The 17,831-nt window shown below is 69.4% G+C and carries 16 protein-coding genes and 1 pseudogene; 6 read left to right on the plus strand and 11 right to left on the minus strand.

What is annotated here, in order from left to right:
• Window positions 1-1,264, plus strand: a 1,264-nt coding sequence (locus tag BZL64_RS10545) for a helicase associated domain-containing protein (RefSeq protein ID WP_244205286.1), incomplete at its 5' end; no start/stop codon positions are given.
• 539 nt (window positions 1,265-1,803) lie between these two features.
• Here BZL64_RS10545 and BZL64_RS10550 read toward each other — a convergent pair.
• From BZL64_RS10550 to BZL64_RS41925, 3 genes are read right to left on the minus strand one after another with little or no spacing between them, the layout of a single operon-like run.
• Window positions 1,804-3,279 (minus strand): class I adenylate-forming enzyme family protein, encoded by a 1,476-nt coding sequence (locus tag BZL64_RS10550; protein WP_086768385.1) that lies wholly within the window; start codon window positions 3,277-3,279, stop codon window positions 1,804-1,806.
• Between the two features lie 37 nt (window positions 3,280-3,316).
• Window positions 3,317-4,240 carry an alpha/beta hydrolase gene (locus tag BZL64_RS10555; protein ID WP_086768387.1) on the minus strand — a complete coding sequence of 308 codons (924 nt, stop codon included), beginning with the start codon at window positions 4,238-4,240 and terminating at the stop codon, window positions 3,317-3,319.
• 7 nt (window positions 4,241-4,247) lie between these two features.
• Window positions 4,248-5,216 (minus strand): enoyl-CoA hydratase/isomerase family protein, encoded by a 969-nt coding sequence (locus BZL64_RS41925; protein WP_086768389.1) that lies wholly within the window; start codon window positions 5,214-5,216, stop codon window positions 4,248-4,250.
• Window positions 5,217-5,520: 304 nt separating this feature from the next.
• On the opposite strand from BZL64_RS41925, the gene BZL64_RS10565 reads away from it, so the two are divergent.
• The gene (locus BZL64_RS10565; RefSeq protein WP_244205287.1) at window positions 5,521-6,162 is read left to right on the plus strand and encodes a TetR/AcrR family transcriptional regulator; all 642 of its coding nucleotides are present in this window, start codon (window positions 5,521-5,523) and stop codon (window positions 6,160-6,162) included.
• 34 nt (window positions 6,163-6,196) lie between these two features.
• Here the strand turns inward: BZL64_RS10565 and BZL64_RS10570 are convergent, their stop codons facing one another.
• From BZL64_RS10570 to BZL64_RS10580, 3 genes are all read right to left on the minus strand, one after another.
• Window positions 6,197-7,093 (minus strand): short-chain dehydrogenase/reductase, encoded by an 897-nt coding sequence (locus tag BZL64_RS10570; RefSeq protein ID WP_086768392.1) that lies wholly within the window; start codon window positions 7,091-7,093, stop codon window positions 6,197-6,199.
• A gap of 385 nt (window positions 7,094-7,478) precedes the next feature.
• Entirely contained in the window at window positions 7,479-7,973 is a 495-nt protein-coding gene (locus BZL64_RS10575; RefSeq protein ID WP_086768394.1) for a MarR family winged helix-turn-helix transcriptional regulator, read from the minus strand.
• 150 nt (window positions 7,974-8,123) lie between these two features.
• Window positions 8,124-9,350 (minus strand): acyl-CoA dehydrogenase family protein, encoded by a 1,227-nt coding sequence (locus BZL64_RS10580; RefSeq protein WP_086768396.1) that lies wholly within the window; start codon window positions 9,348-9,350, stop codon window positions 8,124-8,126.
• Window positions 9,351-9,413: 63 nt separating this feature from the next.
• Between BZL64_RS10580 and BZL64_RS10585 the strand changes: the two genes are divergently transcribed.
• Together BZL64_RS10585 and BZL64_RS10590 are read left to right on the plus strand one after the other, a co-directional pair.
• Entirely contained in the window at window positions 9,414-10,241 is an 828-nt protein-coding gene (locus BZL64_RS10585) for an SDR family oxidoreductase (RefSeq protein WP_086768398.1), read from the plus strand.
• 122 nt (window positions 10,242-10,363) lie between these two features.
• Entirely contained in the window at window positions 10,364-10,690 is a 327-nt protein-coding gene (locus tag BZL64_RS10590) for a TetR/AcrR family transcriptional regulator C-terminal domain-containing protein (protein ID WP_244205288.1), read from the plus strand.
• A 209-nt stretch (window positions 10,691-10,899) separates the two neighbouring features.
• Here BZL64_RS10590 and BZL64_RS10595 read toward each other — a convergent pair.
• The 3 genes and pseudogenes from BZL64_RS10595 to BZL64_RS10610 form a co-directional block, all read right to left on the minus strand.
• Window positions 10,900-11,246, minus strand: a pseudogene (locus BZL64_RS10595) (alpha/beta hydrolase); the annotation flags it as partial.
• Window positions 11,247-11,433: 187 nt separating this feature from the next.
• On the minus strand, window positions 11,434-13,323 hold the full coding sequence (locus BZL64_RS10605; RefSeq protein WP_086768400.1) for an AMP-binding protein: 1,890 nt from the start codon (window positions 13,321-13,323) through the stop codon (window positions 11,434-11,436).
• 180 nt (window positions 13,324-13,503) lie between these two features.
• Window positions 13,504-14,415 carry an alpha/beta hydrolase gene (locus tag BZL64_RS10610; RefSeq protein ID WP_086768402.1) on the minus strand — a complete coding sequence of 304 codons (912 nt, stop codon included), beginning with the start codon at window positions 14,413-14,415 and terminating at the stop codon, window positions 13,504-13,506.
• Between the two features lie 425 nt (window positions 14,416-14,840).
• Between BZL64_RS10610 and BZL64_RS42155 the strand changes: the two genes are divergently transcribed.
• Complete coding sequence (locus BZL64_RS42155; RefSeq protein ID WP_158101519.1) at window positions 14,841-15,023, plus strand: enoyl-CoA hydratase/isomerase family protein; 183 nt, start codon at window positions 14,841-14,843, stop codon at window positions 15,021-15,023.
• Between the two features lie 481 nt (window positions 15,024-15,504).
• Here BZL64_RS42155 and BZL64_RS10615 read toward each other — a convergent pair whose 3' ends face one another.
• The gene (locus tag BZL64_RS10615) at window positions 15,505-16,518 is read right to left on the minus strand and encodes an NADP-dependent oxidoreductase (RefSeq protein WP_086768404.1); all 1,014 of its coding nucleotides are present in this window, start codon (window positions 16,516-16,518) and stop codon (window positions 15,505-15,507) included.
• 155 nt (window positions 16,519-16,673) lie between these two features.
• Between BZL64_RS10615 and BZL64_RS10620 the strand changes: the two genes are divergently transcribed.
• A complete protein-coding gene (locus BZL64_RS10620; protein ID WP_244205289.1) occupies window positions 16,674-17,183 on the plus strand; it encodes a winged helix-turn-helix transcriptional regulator in 510 nt (169 codons plus the stop codon).
• A gap of 33 nt (window positions 17,184-17,216) precedes the next feature.
• Here the strand turns inward: BZL64_RS10620 and BZL64_RS10625 are convergent, their stop codons facing one another.
• Window positions 17,217-17,822 carry a CGNR zinc finger domain-containing protein gene (locus BZL64_RS10625; RefSeq protein ID WP_244205290.1) on the minus strand — a complete coding sequence of 202 codons (606 nt, stop codon included), beginning with the start codon at window positions 17,820-17,822 and terminating at the stop codon, window positions 17,217-17,219.
• Between the last annotated feature and the right edge of the window lie 9 nt (window positions 17,823-17,831).

The following is a 17,831-nucleotide window of genomic DNA, read 5'->3' on the forward strand; positions in this document are numbered from 1 at the left end:
CCTGCCGGCCGTCGACGCCGTCGTCTTCGCCGACCGCACTGCCAGCGTCCGCCGCATCGTCCAAGCCCTCGGCCGCGCCCTGCGTAAACCTCCCACCCAGGACACGAAGACCGCCAGCCTCGTCATCCCCGCCTACATCCCCCACGGCGCCGACCCCACCGACCTCCTCGGCACCCCCTACGAAGCCCTCTGGCTCGTCACCGCGGCCCTGCGCCACCACGACCAGACCATCGCGGCCCGGGCCCCCCGCACCACCGCCAAACACCGCCTGGAGCAAGGCACCCGCACGCTCGTCGCCCGCCGCTTCCGCTTCGACTTCACCCTCGACCCCGACAGCATCGCCCGGGCCATGGACCTGATCGCCTGGCCCGCCGACAACGCAGCACTCTCGGCCCCGCGCCGGGCAGGGCTGGCGGCCGCGACCCGCTTCCACGCCGAACACCACCACCTGCGCGTCCCCATCGACTACGAGGACGCCTACGGTTACCGGCTCGGCAGCTTCATCGCCGGCCAGCGCACCGCCCGCAGACAAGGCCTCCTCACCGAGGACTGGACCGCCGAACTCGACGCGCTCGGCATGATCTGGGACGACCACGAAGCAACCTGGCAGGGCCACCTCACCACCGTCACCGCCTTCCACACCGAGCACGGCCACCTCGCCATCCCTCTCCAACAGCCCGGCGGCCAGTTCCTCGTCAGCCAACGGGCCCTCGCCCGCAACCACCGCCTCCACCCCGACCGACACGCCCAGCTCACCGCCCTGGACCCCCACTGGACCCTCCCGCACGGCCCCGACTGGCACCGCAAATACCACCTCCTGCGACGCCACATCGAAGCCGGCCACAGCCCCGCCACGCTGCGCCGCGACACGGTGATCGACGAGGTGAAGGTGGGAAGCTGGCTGCACCGCCAGTTCTCCACCTGGAACCAGCTCGCCCCCGGGCAACGCGACCTCCTGGCCCGCCTGCGGCTGACCCCGAACGCCACCGCCCTGCCCCCTGCGAGGCGGATGAGCCCTCCCGCGGCGAAGCGGCCCCGCCGTTCCTTCGAGCAGACCGCGCAGATCCTCCGGATCTTCGTCGAGCACTGGAACCGCCCGCCAGGTGCCCGGGAATGGGTTGAGGTCGACGGAGAACGCGTCATGATCGGACCCTGGCTCTGCAAGACGCGTTCCAAAAAGAACGCCGGTCAACTCACCTCGGAACAAGATGACTTGATAGCAGAGATTCTCAAAGCGGACTGGGCTGCCTGTGAATCCGGGTAGAGACCTCTTTTGGGTAACTGTCCCGCAGTCGGTGAAAGCGGTGGATGACCCGGCTGATCGAGGAGTTGGTGATCCACGTTCAGGCCGAAGGACCGCAGCTGACCGGCGCAGGTGGAGACAGCGCTCGAGTTCCTCGAACGACAGTGAGCATGGAGTGCCGTTGACGCCCGGGCCGAGGAGGCTGCCTCAGAGCCGTGATGCCTCTGGGCGAGCGGCTCGGGCGGCCCGGTCGGGGTTGCTGCCCGCAGGTCCGGCGATGACCAGACCGGTGTCCGGGTCGCCATACGCGATGTGTGTTTCTGGCTTGGCGAAGCCCCCGGCGACTGTGCGGGGCCGCTGGGCGGCGACGGCCCTCACCGTCGCCGCCCAATAGCCAAGGGCCTGAGCCACCCATGTGGGCAACTCCGCGGATGTCCCCGGTAGGCCGGGCGCGTGGCGAAGCTCGCGAAGTTCCGGGGAGCCCCGGATCTGCCACTCGGTCCCTGGCACGGAGCTGGGGGCCAGCCGCCGGAGACGGCCCACAGCGCCATCCAGGGAGGTCAGGGCCGGGCAGAGACCTCAGTGTGGGCAGCGCGCAGCGAGACCTTGTCGATCTTGCCGACCGCGTTCTTCGCGATGGCTTCCACCACGAAGAACGCGGTCGGGCGTTTGAAGCCGGTGAGGCTGCGCGCGCAGAGCTCCTGCAGTGCCGAGGGATCGACGGTCGAACCCGGTCGGGGCTGGACGTAGGCGACGACGACTTCTCCCCATTTCTCGTCGGGGACGCCGATCACCGCGGCTTCGAGCACCGATGGGTCACCGACGAGGACGTCCTCGATCTCCTTGGGGTAGATGTTCTCCCCACCCCGGATGATCATGTCTTTCGAACGTCCGACCAGGGTCAGGTATCCGTCGGCGTCGAGCCGGCCCACGTCGCCGGTGCGCAGCCAGCCGTCGACGAGGACTTTGGCTGTTTCTTCCGGGCGGCCGAGATAGCCCCGCATGACGTTGGGTCCCCGCACGACGACCTCTCCCTCCACGCCCGGCGGCACCTCGCTGCCGTCGGCGTCGACGATCCGGATCTCCTGGCCGGGGAAGGGGAGTCCCACGGTTCCGGCGCGTCGGGGGCCCGCAACAGGATTGATGGTGGACGCGCAGGTTCCCTCGGACAGCCCGTACCCCTCGACGAGCGGAAACCCGTAACGGGCCTCGAACCGGGTCAGCAGCTCGGCGGAGGCGGGTGCCGCGCCGCAGACTCCGAAGCGCAGGGACGAAGTGTCCGGGCGGACCTGCTCCGGGAGCGCCGCGAGCATGCTGTAGATCGTCGGCACGGCGCTGAAGAAGGTGGGGCGCTCGCGCTCGACGACGTCGAAGAAGGTCTCGGGATGGAACCGGTCGGCGATGGTGACGCTCGCGCCCGCCAGCAACGGGATGAGGGTGCTGACCACGATGCCGTTGACGTGGAAGAGCGGCAGGATCAGCAGGCACCGGTCGGCCGGCCCGACCTCCAGCGCCCGACGCCCCATGTCCGCCATGGCATCGATGTTGGCGTGATCGAGCATCACCCCTTTGGGAACCCCGGTCGTGCCGCTGGTGTAGATGAGCAGGGCCAGGGCGGACGGGTCCGGAAGGGGGGCCTCATCCGGCTCCGCCGCTGCGTCGTCGCGCAGTTCGCCGACGGCGAGAACGGCAGTCCCGTGCGCCACGGCGGTCTCACCGTCCTCGCTCACCAGGAGGCGTGCGCCGGAGTCTGTGAGCTGTCGGGCCACTTCGACGTCGGTCATGCTCGGATTGACCGGCGTGATGGTGGCGCCGAGCCGCCAGGCGGCGAACAGCAGGAGCACGAACTCGACGCGGTTGGTCAGCCTGAGGGCCACGACGTCGCCGGGGCCGACCCCGAGATCCTGGAGGTGACGTGACGCCGCCTGGACGCGACGCAGCAACTGGACGTTGGTGAGGGCCTGGCGGCCGTCCGAGACCGCGGCCCCATCAGGGTCGAGGGCCGCGCGGCGGTCGGGCAGAGATGCGAAATTCATGGCGAGGGCGTACCTGTCTCGGTGTGATGCCATCCGGTCACGCAGCTGACGCGGCGGCTGCCGGGTTCAGCTGGCGGGTGAGGAACTCGATCTGGTCGCGCACCAGTACTTCGAAGGTCTCGCCGGTGTAGAAGTCGAAGTGGCCGGCGTCGTACCTCTTGATCTCTCCCTTGGGTGCGGTGCGCGCGTAGCGGAGGGTCTGGGCGGGAGGCGTGACGGAGTCGGTGTCGCTGACGCAGAAGAGGATCGGCATGGCGATCTTCTTGGCCGCGCGCCCGGGCCGGTAGGCGAGGATGGTCGGGATGACCCTCGCCGCCACCTCGTTGCGGAACGTCGTTCCCGCGGGCTGGAGCGCCTGGTATCCGGGCAGGGCGTCCGGGGCGTTCATGAGGGCCGGTGTGCCGGGGGCGGCGGCGATGGGAACCATCACGGGCGGCTTTCCGCGGCCTCTGGCCGCCAGGTCGCGGGCGACCACGGGGAGGACCTTGAGCGAGGCGGCAGGGCCGAGCGCGAGCGCGGAGGCGAGGCCGTCGGTGAAGGGGCACTGCGCCACGGCCGCGCGCAGTTCGGGGTGGCGGGAGGCGACGGTGATGGCATGGCCGCCGCCGAACGAGCTGCCCCATACGGCGATGCGGGTGCGGTCGAGGTCCGTGCGTGCCTTGACATAGGCGATGGCGGCGTCCCAGTCGGTGAGCTGACGCTTGATCGACAGGAGTTGGCGAGGGTGGCCGCCGCTGTCGCCGAAGTGCCGGTAGGTGAAGGCCACCGCGGCGATGCCGGCCTGCGCGAAGCGCTCGGCGAAGGCGTCCAGGCGCATCTCGCGGACGGCGCCGAGGCCGTGCCCGAGGATGACGACGGGCGGAGACGTGACGCCCGTGGGGAGGTAGAGCCAGCCGGCGCAGGTGCTGTCGCCGGAAGGGAACGTGATGTCGTGACGGGTGAAGGACTGCTGAGTGGTCATCGTCGGTTCACCGCCCGTCCGTCGGGCGACGGCCCGGCACGCTGCCCGACGCGAGGGCCCGGGCGTAGGTGCCCGGTGTGTAGAGCGGGAGTTCGCCGGTGGCGTCGGTAGTGGCCTGGTAGTCGAGCATCAGCCTCTGGCCTTCCTTCGACATGACCTGGGTGAAGAACTCGGCGCGTTCGACGTGCAGGCCGTCCTCCAGTGACATCGAGCCGCCGAAGTACACCGACCTCTTGGCGGCCGCGACCGACCCCTTCGACCGCTTCCCGAAGTGCTCGGCGAGTTCGACCGCCTGCGCGACCACCTTGTCCTGCGCGACGACCTTGTCCACCGCCCCGTTGGCGAGAGCTTCCGCGGGCGTGAACGGCTTGCCTTCGAGGATCGCGGCCAGGGACCGGTGGGTGCCGATCAGGCGGGTCAGCCGCTGGGTGCCGCCACCGCCCGGGATGATGCCGAGGAGGATCTCCGGCTGGCCGATGAAGAAGTCCCCGTCGGCCATGACCCGCAGATCGCACGCCCAGGCGAACTCCGCACCGAGGCCGAGAGCCGAACCGTTGAGGGCGGCGACGTAGAGCACGCCGCTGGCGTTCATCCGCAGGAAGGTCGTGTGCAGACGTTCCAACTGCAGGGCCCCGCGCATCGGGGTCCTGCGCATCACGGGCCCGAGGAGGCGGGAGCGGTCCACGCGCTTGGCCATGCGTACGACGGCCGCGGCACCGCGCCGGCCAACCGTGGGGCTCGCGGCGCCCTCCTCCTGCAGCCACCGGACCGCGGCATGGCTGACGAACCGCTCGGGATGCGCCCCGGTGAAGACGACGGCACGGATGTTCGAATCACCGTCGGCCCGGGCCACCAGCTTGTCCAGCTGACGGGCGATGTCGAGGCCGAACTCCTGGTGCGGGCCGCCGTCGACCCGGACGATCAGGACGGCCCCGCGATCTTCGACCGTCAGACGGCCCTTGTCTTTGTACGGCATGGGTTCTGCTCCCGTGCTGAGTTCGTGGGGTGGGACAGTGCGTGAGGACGGCCGCGGATGCGTGTCGCAGCGATGAGGTCGGGTTCGCCCCGAACACGCTGTGCCCGCACGGGCGGCAGGAGACTGGACCAGCGCGCGATGACGTGTCCGAAGGCGGACACGTGTATCCGAGGCGGCACGTCACATGCGATGTGTACTATTGCCGCGAAGAATTACATAACCAAGTTATTTCTGGTGTGTCAACGGTGGAGGCGTACGGAACATGGCAGGGCGGGCGAGGCTCGAAGACGCACCGGAACGACTCGTGCAGGCGGCCATCGGCCTGCTGGCCGAGCAGGGTCCGTCGGCTGTGAAGGCGCGCACGGTGGCCTCCGCGAGCGGACTGTCGACGATGGTGGTCTACAGCCACTTCGGCGGGATCCCCGAACTGATGAGCGCTGTAGCCGACCACGGGTTCAAGGAACTCGGCGCAGCGTTCACCCGGGTACCGGTGACGGAGGACCCGATCGCGGATCTCTTCGCCATGGCCCTGACCTGCCGTCGGCAGGCCCGCGAGAACCCTCACCTCTACGACCTGATGTTCGGCCTGTCCACCCGTGCGACCTACCGGCCCCTGTCGGATGCGGACCTTCGCCTGAGCGGGCATTCCCCGGCCTTTCGGGAAGCCCACGCCCATGTCACCGCGGCATGCGAACGGCTCGTGCACTCCGGCAGGGTCGAGCGGCAGGAACCCGAAGCCATCGCCGCCCAGCTGTGGAGCTATGTGCACGGTTACATCACCCTCGAACTGGCTGAACACTTCGTCGAGTTCGACGACGCCGTGGCGCAGGTCCTCCTGCAGATGGGTGTGAACTTCTCCGTCGGGCTGGGTGACCAGCGGGAACGGGCCGAAGCCTCCCACGAGGCCGGCGCGCGCCTGTACGACTCGATCGTCCAAGGCCGCTGAGAAGCCGGGCGGTTGGGCGCTGCCCCGTGCGCGGCTAGGACGCCCTGGTCTTTGCGGCAGGGGCATCTGTGCCAGGCGTGAGTTGGTCCTGCCTCCCCAGCGCCGCGACCTCCCGTTCGAGGGACGGCACCGCCCGGGCCGCGAAGCGCCTCGCCCAGGGCCAGGCCAGCGGTGAATTCAGCACCGCCTTGGCCCAGTTGGCCACGGCGACCGCACGCGGGACGTACACGCGGCTGCGCCGGCGCACGAGCCCGTCGACGATCGCGGCGGCCGCCCGGTCGGAGCTCGTGGTGACATTGCCCGGATAGGGAAGCCGCGCGCGCAGGTCCTGGAACGAGGGGAGGTCCGCCTCGGCGCCTCGCACGAGGTCCGTGTCGATCCAGGAGGGGTGCACCACGCCGACCGTGACTCCGAGGTGGGCCACCTCCTGCCGGTAGGTCAGGGCGAGCAGCTCGGCCCCGGCCTTGCTCGCGCCGTAGGAGGCCATCGCGGCCAGCGGCATGAACGACAGCGCGGACGCCACGACCAGCACGTGGCCCCGGCTGCGTTCCAGGTGCGGCGTCGCGTACTTGAGGGTGCGGAACACACCGTTCAGGTTGATGTCCAGGACCCGCTCGAACGACGCCTCGTCCGTCTGCCGCACCGTCCCGTACGCCACGACGCCGGCATTGGCGACCACGAGGTCGATGCCGCCCATGACCTCCGCGGCCTCGTCGAGCGCCGATCGCAGAGCGGCCCCGTCGCGCACATCAGCCTCACGCCACGAAGCGGCAGGACCCAGCTCGTCGGCAAGAGCCCGCAACCGATCCGCTTCGAGGCCGATCACGGTCACCCGGGCCCCGCGGGCGGCGGCCAGGCGGGCCACCTTCTCCCCGATACCGCGTGCCGCACCGGTGACAACCAGCCTTCTGCCCAGCAAGTCACGTTTCATGGCGGCAACATAACTTCGTTATTGATGTAACGCAAGAGACCGCGCACCTGGCTGCTGCTCGGTTACCTACGCCCGGACCGGTCGCCGCCTTCGGCCTCGGCACCCTCAGGACAGGCGCGGTGCCGCCGAGGCCGGAGTACGCGAAGTCGACGCGGCTGGCCGTCGGTGACGGCTGCATGCGCCTACGACGTGGCAACGGGGCGCTGAAGCCTGTGAGGTCGTCGCCGTCGTGACGACCTGTAAGCAGGCAGACTGCCTCGAAGCCGCCGACGACCGCGAAGGCGAGCGGCCTCGAATCAGTGGACCGGGGCGGCTGACTGGCCATGCAGCCCGGCCGTCACAGCCGAGGCGTATCGCCCCGGACTGTCGAGATCTCCTACTGCTGTTAAGCCCTTTTCGCGCCGCTCTGCTCGCGGACGGCATCGAACATGGCGGTGAGAGCGGGACTCCCGGCGAGGCCGCCCAGCAGGGCGTGGAGCGAGTGCCGTTCAGTGGTGCCCAGGTCGGCGAGGATTTCGCTGTCGAGACCGACGAGTGTGCGGTTGAGGTCGGCCAGGACCTTGCGCCCGGCGTCGGTGATGTCGACGGCGTACCGGCGTCGGTCCTGCGGATCGCGTGTCCGCTCGGCGTACCCGGCCCGCTCCAGGTCGTCCAGACTCGTCACCATCGTCGCCGGGTCGATGCGCAGGAACGAGCCGAGCGCCAGTTGCGGCATGGCGCCGTTGTCGGCCAGGGCCTGCAGGACGCTGTAGTGGCGCACGCGCAGGCCGGTTCCGCTGATGCCGTCTTCGGCGATCCTGAATGCCACCTGTCCGAGTTTGACCAGCAGGCAGATGGTGTGTTCGGCCACGGTCCCCGGTACCAGCGGAGCCTCGGACATCGTTTATCCCGCCTATGGTTAGCCCTGCGTATCGTCTGGCTCCATCGTACGAGAAGGGCTGAGGCGGCCGGACCCATGAGGTGACCGGACCGGGGCAGCGATCTCGGTGCGCTGAATCGGGGCTCGAGGGGCAGGGAATGCGCGGGGCCGTCAGCCGACGATGGTCCGGCCGAAGATCTGCCGGGCGATGACCCACTTCTGGATCTCGTTGGTGCCCTCGTAGATCTCGCCGATCTTGCTGTCCCGGTAGATCGCCTCGACGGGGCCGGGGCTGCCGTCGGCGCCCAGTTCGCGTGCGAAGCCGAGGCCTCCGAAAGCCTGGACGGCGTCGCGTGCCATGTCCACCGACAGCTTGGTGGCGTAGTACTTCGCCATCGCGGCCTCGGGTTCCGGGGACGGATTGCCGGCGTCCAGGCGCAGGGCGGCCTTGGTGACGAGGGTGCGGGCGTTGTCGATCTCGGTGGCCCGCTCCGCGAGCAGGAACTGCCAGTGCTGGTTGGCGGCGACCGGCTTGCCGAAGGCGTGTCGCGTCGACAGGTGGGCCACGGTGTGGTCGAAGGCGGCCTGTGCCATGCCGACCCCGGCGGCCGCGATGCCGATCCGGCCGTAGGTCAGTGTGGACAGCGCGTGGCGCAGTCCGTGTCCCTCGGTGCCGCCGAGGAGGTCGTCGTCGGACAGGTGTACGTCCGTGAAGCGGATGTCCGCGGTGAGCTGGCCGCGGTTGCCCATCTTGCGGTCGGCGAGGCCGACGTGAACGCCCGGAAGCGTTGTGTCGACGATGAACATGCTCAGCCGCTCACCGGTGCGGGCGAGAACCACCACGAAGGCGGCCACGGGTGAGTTCGAGATCCACCGCTTGTGGCCGTTCAGCACCCACCCGGTCTCGGTGCGTACGGCCTCGGTCCGGACGGCCTGCGGAGACAGGTCGCTGGAGGCGTCCGGCTCGGTGGTGGCGAACGCGCCGACCACCGAGCCCTCCGCGACCTTGGGCAGCCAGCGCTGCTGCTGCTCCTCGGTGCCCTGCCGCAGGGCGTTGCCCGCCAGGATGCAGTGCACGTCGAAGACGGCCGCGACGCTGCTGGAGTAGTAGGCCAGTTCCTCGATCGCCGCGGCGGTGGCGGTCGCCGGGTGGGTCAGACCGTCGCCGCCGACCTCGCCGGGGAAGGGGATCCGGAAGACCCCCACCGACGCGAGCGCGTCGAACACCTGCCGCGGGAAGCCGTCCGTGCGCTCGTCACCGTTCGCTATCGCCGCGGCGCGCGGAGCCACTTCTTGTTCCGCGATCCGGCGCACGGCGGCGCGTACGGACTGGGTCTCTTCGGGGGCGAGGAGCTCGTGGTAGAGCCGGTCGCTCTGGCGTACGGGAGGGGAAGTCATGCGTGGACCATATCATTCGCATCGCGTATGATTAGTTAATCAATCGATTGTGGAGGTTCGACCATGACACGAACGCTGGCCGGCAAGACCGTCCTGATGTCGGGAGGCAGCCGCGGCATCGGACTCGCCATCGCCCTGCGCGCGGCCCGCGACGGTGCGAACGTGGTGATGCTTGCCAAGACCGCCGTACCGCACCCGAAGCTCGAAGGCACGGTCCACACCGCGGTCGAGGAGATCGAGCGCACGGGGGGCAAGGGGCTGGCCGTCGTCGGTGACGTCCGCAATGAGGACGACGTACGCACTGCCGTCAACGCTGCGGTCAGTGCCTTCGGCGGCATCGACATCGTGGTCAACAACGCCAGCGCGATCGACCTGTCGTCGGTGGAGCAGCTGGAGATGAAGCGGTACGACCTGATGCAGGACATCAACACGCGAGGCACGTTCCTGCTGAGCAAGGCCGCGATCCCACACCTGCGCGCGGCGGACAACCCGCACATCCTCACGCTCTCGCCGCCGTTGAACCTCGCGCCGCACTGGGTGGGCAAGCATCTCGGTTACACGCTCTCGAAGTACGGGATGAGTCTGTGCACCATCGGGCTCGCCGAGGAACTCGCCGTCGACGGCATCGCTGCCAACTCGCTGTGGCCGCGAACCCTGATCGACACCGCCGCCGTACGCAACGTGGTCGGCGGCGCCGGACAAGCCCGTAGTCCGCAGATCATGGCTGACGCCGCGTACGCCGTCCTCACGCGTGACGCGCGCAAGTGCACCGCCAACCTGTTCATCGACGACGAGGTCCTGCTCGACGAAGGCGTCACCGACCTGTCCGTCTACAGCCCTGCCGGATTCGAGGGTGATCTCGCGCTCGACATATTCGTCGACGCTGCCTGATCCCGCTCGGTTTCGAGGCGGGGCGGGCCTCACCCCGCTCGCGCAGCGACGATCCGTGCCGCCGGTGCGCAAGGCGTGCGCAACTCGAATGCCATGTCGCGGCCGTCGGTGAGGATCGGGAGATGGTGGTCTTCCCAACCAGGGCGGCCCCGCACAAATCGGCCGACATCGTCGGCACCGGCTTCGCCATCGACCGCGGACCCTTCGTCGACCGGCTCCGCGACTACCTGGACGCCGAGGCACAGGCCGGCACACTCGACTTCCGTTCGGCCGACGGACAGCCACAGTCGGCGGCCGAAGTCGCCGAACAGTTCCTCGGCATGATCTGCAGCCAGTTCCTGTGGCCCCAACTCGTACGGACCGACTTCGTCCCGCCCAACCCCACCGACGCCGCGATCGTGGACGAAGCCGTCGCCCTCATGCTCAGCCGCTACGGCACCGGATCCTGACCCTCGGACCACCTGTTCACGCTGCCGCAACGCCAAGACGTCATCCCTGCCATGACAGCCGCGGGTAGGGGTGACTCGACCGGCAACGAACACGGGCGAGCGCGACCGGTCATTCCAGCAACCAACAGCGGCAGTCGGCCGAGCCGGGTCGGCACTCCGCACCGTCGAGTCCGTCGGCCGCGTGCCCCTCGGGCTCCAGCCTGCCCCCGTTACTCCGCGAGCAGTCGGCGCAGCCACTCCATCTGGGCCGTCTGGCAGGCCTGGGAGAGGGTTGCCTGGGGGACGAGTCAAAGCCGTGGAAGCCGCCGGGCCATACGTGGAGCTCGGCGACTCCGCCGGCCTGCCACAGGCGGGTGGCGTAGGTGACGACCTCGTCGCGGAACGTCTCGGCCGAGCCGACGTCGAGGAAGGCCGGGGGCAGCCCGGACAGATCCTCCGCGCGGGCCGGGGCGGCGTACGGGGAGACGTCCGGGCCGCCGCGCCGCTCGCCGAGCAACGCGGTCCACCCGGTCTCGTTGGCCGTGCGGTCCCACACGCCGGGGCCCGCCATCGCGTGGCGTACACCTCGCTGGACTTGACGGTGAAGTTCCTGCGGCGGATCACCGTGGACACGGGCACGGTGCGGGCGATCGGCACGGTTGTCAGCCAGAGTCGTCAAACTGGCCAGCGCGTGCGAGGTGATCGGCACCGAGGTCCGTCGGTGTGGAACGTGCTCCCCGTGGCTCAGGTCCTGGGGCAGCCGTTCACGGCGTGCGATCGGCGCGGCGGAGAACCGGGCGCAGGGTTTCGATGACGCCGGGGTCGTCGACGGTGGAGGGGATGGGCTCGTCGTGGCCGTCGGCGATGCCGCGCATGGTCTTGCGCAGGATCTTGCCCGAGCGGGTCTTTGGCAGAGCGGCCACGACCGTGACGTCCTTGAGGGAGGCGACGGCGCCGATGCGTGTCCGTACGAGCTGGACGAGTTCGGCCTCGACCTCGCCCGGTTCTCGGTCGCTGCCTGTCTTGAGGACGACGAAGCCGCGCGGGATCTGTCCCTTGAGTTCGTCGGCGACGCCGATGACGGCGCATTCGGCGACGTCGGGGTGGGCGGCCAGGGCCTCTTCCATGCTGCCGGTGGACAGCCGGTGTCCGGCGACGTTGATGACGTCGTCGGTGCGGCCCATGACGAAGACGTAGCCGTCGTCGTCGAGGTGGCCGCTGTCGCCGGTGAGGTAGTAGCCGTCGTGGGCGGAGAGGTAGGAGGCGACGAAGCGGTCGTCGTCGTTCCAGAGGGTGGGGAGCGCGCCGGGCGGCAGGGGGAGCTTCACCACGATCGCGCCGTCGACGCCCGCCGGTACCGGCTCGCCCGAGGCATCGAGGACGCGGACGTCCCATCCCGGCAGCGGGCGGGTGGGGGACCCGGGCTTGAGGGGAGCGGCTTCGATGCCGACCGGGTTGGCGACGATGGGCCAGCCGGTCTCGGTCTGCCACCAGTGGTCGATCACCGGGATGCCCAGGAGGGTGCTCGCCCAGTGGTAGGTCTCGGGGTCGAGGCGCTCGCCGGCGAGGAACAGGTGGCGCAGGCCGCTCAGGTCGTGATCCGCAGTGAGCGTTCCCTTCGGGTCCTCCTTGCGGATGGCCCGGAATGCGGTGGGCGCCGTGAACATGGTCTTCACCCGGTGGTCGGCGGCGACGCGCCAGAACTGGCCCGCGTCGGGGGTGCCGACCGGCTTGCCCTCGTAGAGGACCGTGGTGGCTCCGGCCAGCAGGGGACCGTAGACGATGTAGGAGTGCCCGACGACCCAGCCGACGTCGGAGCCGGTGAACATGGTCTCGCCGGGGCCCACATCGTAGACAGCGCCCATCGACCACTGGAGCGCGACCGCGTAGCCGCCGCAGTCACGCACGACTCCCTTGGGTTTTCCGGTCGTTCCGGACGTGTAGAGGATGTAGAGGGGATCGGTGGCGGCGACGGGAAGGCAGTCGGCCGGCGTTGCGGCCGCGACCACGTCGGCCCAGTCGAGATCGTCGGGCCCCAACTCGGCCCGCTCCTGCGGGCGTTGCAGGAGCACGCTCTTGTCGGGCTTGTGGGCCGCGAGTTCGATCGCCTGGTCGAGAAGGGGCTTGTACGCGATGACCCGCTTGCCCTCGATGCCGCAGGAGGCGGAGACCACGACCTTGGGGGCCGCGTCGTCGATGCGCAGGGCGAGTTCGCGCGGGGTGAACCCGCCGAAGACGACCGAGTGCACTGCGCCGATCCGTGCACAGGCCAGCATCGCGACGACAGCCTCGGGGACCATCGGCATGTAGATCACCACTCGGTCGCCGTGCCCCACGCCGAGCCCCGCCAGAGCTCCGGCGAAGGCCGCCACCTCGTTCCTCAACTGCGCGTAGGTGTAGGTGCGCCGGATGTCGGTCACGGGGGAGTCGTAGACGAGCGCGGGCTGTTCGCCGCGGCCGGCTTCGACGTGCCGGTCGAGTGCGTTGAAACAGACGTTGAGTCGTCCGTCGGGAAACCAGCGGTAGAAGGGCGCGCCCGAGGAGTCCAGGGCGCGGTGCGGAGCGACATCCCAGTCGATGCCTTCCGCCGCCTTCAGCCAGAAGCTCTCCGGGTCCTCGGTACTGGCGCGGAAGACATCCTCGTACGTTCCCATCGCGCACTCCTTTGTGGCATCGGGACGGTGGTGTGGTTGCGTGCGGAACGGTGTCGGACACACGTACCGCATGGCGCCCGGCGTGGTCGAGCAGGATGCCGCTGACCGGTGGACCGGTCACCGGCATCGCGGTGGTGCGGCGGCCTGGCGGGCAGACCTGACGTCAGGCGCGGCTTTCGCTCACGCGCCGAGGTGCTTGCGGAGCCACTGGCCCATCTGCCCGATGGCCTGGTCCACCTCGGGTACGCGGCCCGCGCCCAGGACGAACGAATGCTGCCCTTCGGGCATCGCGTGGGTCTCGGTGGTGACCTTGAAGTCCGCGAGGCGGCGGCCGAGCTGCGCACCGTCGTCGGCGAGGGTCTCGTACTCGCCGTAGTAGACGAGCGTGGGCGGCAGGCCGGTCAGGTCGGCGTTCACGAGGCTGATCTCGGGGGATGTGAAGTCCACGGCGGGGTCCTGCAGCCAGGCGCCCCGGAAGAGCTCCAGCGTGCCCCGGCTGAGCATCTTGTCGTTCGTCTCGTTGGCGTCCACTGCCGGGTTCTGGAGCGTGAGGTCGGTCCAGGGGGAGACGCTGACGATCGCGCCGGGCGTGGCCTCGCCCTTGGCGAGCAGGCGCAGCGGCAGCATCACCGCCAGGGTGCCGCCGATCGAGTGGCCGGTGCTGCCGATGTTCTGCGGCTCGTAGCCCTGCGAGAGCAGCCACCGGTAGGCGGTCTCGGCGTCGTCGAGCTGCGCGGGGTAGAGGTGTTCGGGTGCCAGGCGGAAGTCCACGACCAGCGAGCGGGCGCCGGCCGCCTTCGCGATGTGACCCGCGGCCTTGCGGTCGGAGTGCATGGAGGCGGTGACGGATCCGCCGAAGTGGAAGTGCAGCAGCGCGCGGTCGGGATCGGCACCCTCGGGGATGGCCCACAGGGCGGGGACGCCGCCCGCGTCGACTTCCGCGTAGGTGACGCCTTCCGGCTCGCTCGACGCCTTGTGGTTCGAGTCGACGATGTCACGGATGACGGCCAGGTCCAGGCCCGGTGTCGACGACTTCGCGCTCACACTCGCGAGGAACTCCGCGAACTCGTGTGCCTCTGGGCTTACTCCCATGATGGTGCTCCTTCTCGGGCGGGTGCCGTGCCGGGTTCTCCTGCGGCAGCCGGGTCGATGTACCGGTCATGACGCTACTGGCTGAGTATAGAAAAGTAAACTCAGATGCGGTGATATCAGCCTCATGGATGCGAGGAAGCCCTTCAGGGCATCGGAGATGGGCCCCATCTCGACCGGTGACGTCCAACGGCGCAATCACCCCGGGCCCTGGAGGCCGGGGGTGAGACGTGGTCCGCTCTGATCCAGTGCGAGGTCGTGTAGTCGGTGAGGTGCTCGGTCACAAGGCGGCTGCTGGAGGGAACGCCGATGAGAGAGCAGGATCGAAACCGGACGGGCGCAGGGCGAGCTGCCGTGTCGCGGTGATGAGTTCGACCTGAGCCTGGGGTACCGGCGGCGAACGCGTCCCAGGGCGGGGGGTGAAGGCGGTGCCGCAGCCCCGCCGTGGCCGCCGGTACGCTCGTCGAGCCGCTCCCGCCGGACTCGCCTTCACGCGCACGACCATCCGCACGCCGGACTTTCTGGAGGGCGTCCGGGCCGCCCTGGTTTACAAGGACCGCACTCCCACCTGGCGACGTGCGTCGCTCGGCGGACGGACGCTGCCGTCCTGAACACGTCCGCCGTGAGCAGGACACAGCCTTGCGCGAGGGGAGTGGCAGAAGGGCCGCGCGTCAACGAAACGGGAACGTATGGCCTCGCGGACTGCCGCGGCAGATGTTCGACCGGGCCGGGAGCCATGCGGCAGCCATACTGTCCATGACAGCCGGTAGGCCGCTGATGCGAGCGGTCTGACCGCGTCCGTACAGAGCCGAATCTCATCGACCACGGCGACAGCGTGCCACCGTTGTCGCGGTTGCGCGCGTTCTGGACCGAGTGGTGGCGAGGAACGATCTGCCGGGGGTTGCGGCGGCAGGGCACACTTCGCGCGGGCATCTAAAGCCGCGCGCCGCGCTGTGCCGCGGGCATACGGCGTGCCGAATGACCCGAACCCCTGCAACTGCGGCTCTCCGCGACATAGTTGCGATGCGGACCGCCAACGGGGTCGTCCTTTGATGACTGTGCCGGAACGGAGGGGCTGTTGCCGGCCGCGTCTCAGTCGTTGTCGGGAATCATGGAGACCACGACCTTGCCGGCCTTGGTGCGGCCCTGCTCGACGTACGCCATCGCCTCGAGCGTCTGGTCGAAGGGGAAGGTGCTGTCGATGACCGGGCGGAGCTTCCCGCTGTCGTAGAGGGCGCCGAGTTTGCGCAGCTGGGAGCCGTTGGCCTCCATGAAGAAGAACTCGTAGCGCACGCCCAGCGCCTTGGCCCGCTTGCGGATCTTGCGGCTGAGGGTGTTCATGACCAGGCCCATGAAGGAGGGGGCGCCGAGCTGCTTGGCGAAACCGGCGTCGGGTGGGCCGACGACACTGATGGCCAGGCCGCCGGGCTTCAGCACCGTCAGCGACTTCTCGAGGTTCGCCCCGCCCACGGAGTCCAGCACCAGGTCGTAGCCGGAGAGCACCTTTGAGAAGTCTTCTTTGGTGTAGTCGACGACGAGGTCGGCGCCGAGGTTCTTGACGAGCTCCTCGGTCTTGGTGTTCGTGGTGGTCGCCACCGTGGCGCCGAGGTGCTTGGCGAGCTGGATGACCGTCGACCCGAGGCCGCCGGCACCGGCGTGGATGAGCACCTTCTGCCCCGGCTTCACGTGCGCGCGCTCGACGAGGATCTGCCAGGCGGCCAGGGCCACCAGCGGCACTGCGGCTGCCTCTTGGAGGGAGAGAGAGGCCGGCTTGGGCGCGACATCGTCCGCGTCGATCGCGATGAACTCCGCGAAGCCCCCCACCCGCAGGTCGCGCGGACGGGCGTAGACCTCGTCGCCGACCTCGAAGCCGCGTACGGCGGAGCCGACCCGTGTCACGACGCCGGCCACGTCGTGGCCGAGCACGAACGGAAGCTTGTACTTCAGCAGCTGCTTGAACTCCCCGTTGCGGACCATCTTGTCCAGCGGGTTGATGCTGGCGGCGCTCACTCTGACCAGGACGTCGCGGTCTCCGACGGTGGGCTCGGGTACGTCTGCGGCGCGGACGCCGTCCTTGCCGTACTTCTCGACGACGAACGCCTTCATGCCGGCGGCCTTCCTGTGTGGGTGTCCGGGTGGTTGATGCGATTCTTCCGGCAGGTCCCCCTGCGCGCCCGTTTCTCGTGCGGCCGGGCTGATGTGCCGACCATGACGCTACTTGCTGAGTATGGAAAAGTAAACTCAGATGTTAGAATCACCCCATGGATGCAACGACCGAAGCTCTGCAGGACGCCGGCGTGGACCCCCGACTCGACCGGGACGCGTCGAACTGCTCGATCGCCCGGACCCTTGAGGTCGTGGGCGAGAAGTGGACCATCCTGATCCTGCGCGAGGTCTATTACGGCTCGTCCCGTTTCAGCGAGTTCGAACGCGTCCTCGGCTGTCCCCGCAACCTCCTCGCGGCGCGGCTTCGCATGCTCGTGGAGGAAGGGATCCTGGCCACCGAGACCTACAAGGAGCCGGGCTCGCGGAGCCGGCCGAAGTACGTGATCACCCCCAAGGGTGTGGATCTGGTCCCGGCCGTGATGGGGCTCCTGCAGTGGGGTGACCGCTACCGCGCCGACCCGGAGGGCCCGGCCATGCTGTCCAGGCACCGTGGATGCGGCGCGCACGTCGACGCCCAGATCCGCTGCGACCGGGGCCACGCCGTACAGCCGGAAGACATCGAGAGCGTCCCCGGCCCCGCCTTTCGTCTGAGGTCCGCCGAGTGAACTGACCGCGCTGGTGCCAGGAGGTCGAGGGGCTCAGTCTGCCGGGGTGTGCTCACTCCGTCTGGCCCGGGCCTGGTGGAGGCGGACCTTTGTGCGGTTGCCGCAGCGGGACATGGAGCACCAGCGGCGGTTGCGGGCGGGGGAGCGGTCCACGAAGCGCAGGGCGCATTCGTCCGCGCCGCAGACGCGTGCCCGCCGGATCTCGGCGGACAGGAGCAGATCGACGGCGTCCTGGGCGATCAGCGCCAGAGCGGCTGAGGCATCGGTGGCGATGCTCGCGGTTCCGGCGGGCTCCAGGCGCCCGTCCGTGACGGCGATCTGCAAGGCGGGTCGAGGAGCCCTCGCTGCTGATCGGTTGAGCATGGTGATGTCGCCGGACAAGGGCAGCCGGTTGTCGGCGACCGCGAGTACGGCCCGGTCGACCGTCTCGCGCAGTCGTCGGCCCGACGCCAGGACGGCGGCAGCGCCGGGGTCCGGGATGCCCGGTGTGAGCAGGCCGGCCTGCTGAAGCCAGAGAGCCAGGTCGCCCGGATTCCGGAGAGTCTCCTCCGGTGCGGTCCGCCACCGGTAGCGGAGGGTGTTGGTGAAGTCCAGGCAGACCTGCCCGCCGTCCCAGATCCACATGTCGTCCGTTGCCACGCCTCCATT

The sequence above is a fragment of the Streptomyces bobili genome, from assembly GCF_002154575.1.
Taxonomy (GTDB): Bacteria; Actinomycetota; Actinomycetes; order Streptomycetales; family Streptomycetaceae; genus Streptomyces; species Streptomyces bobili.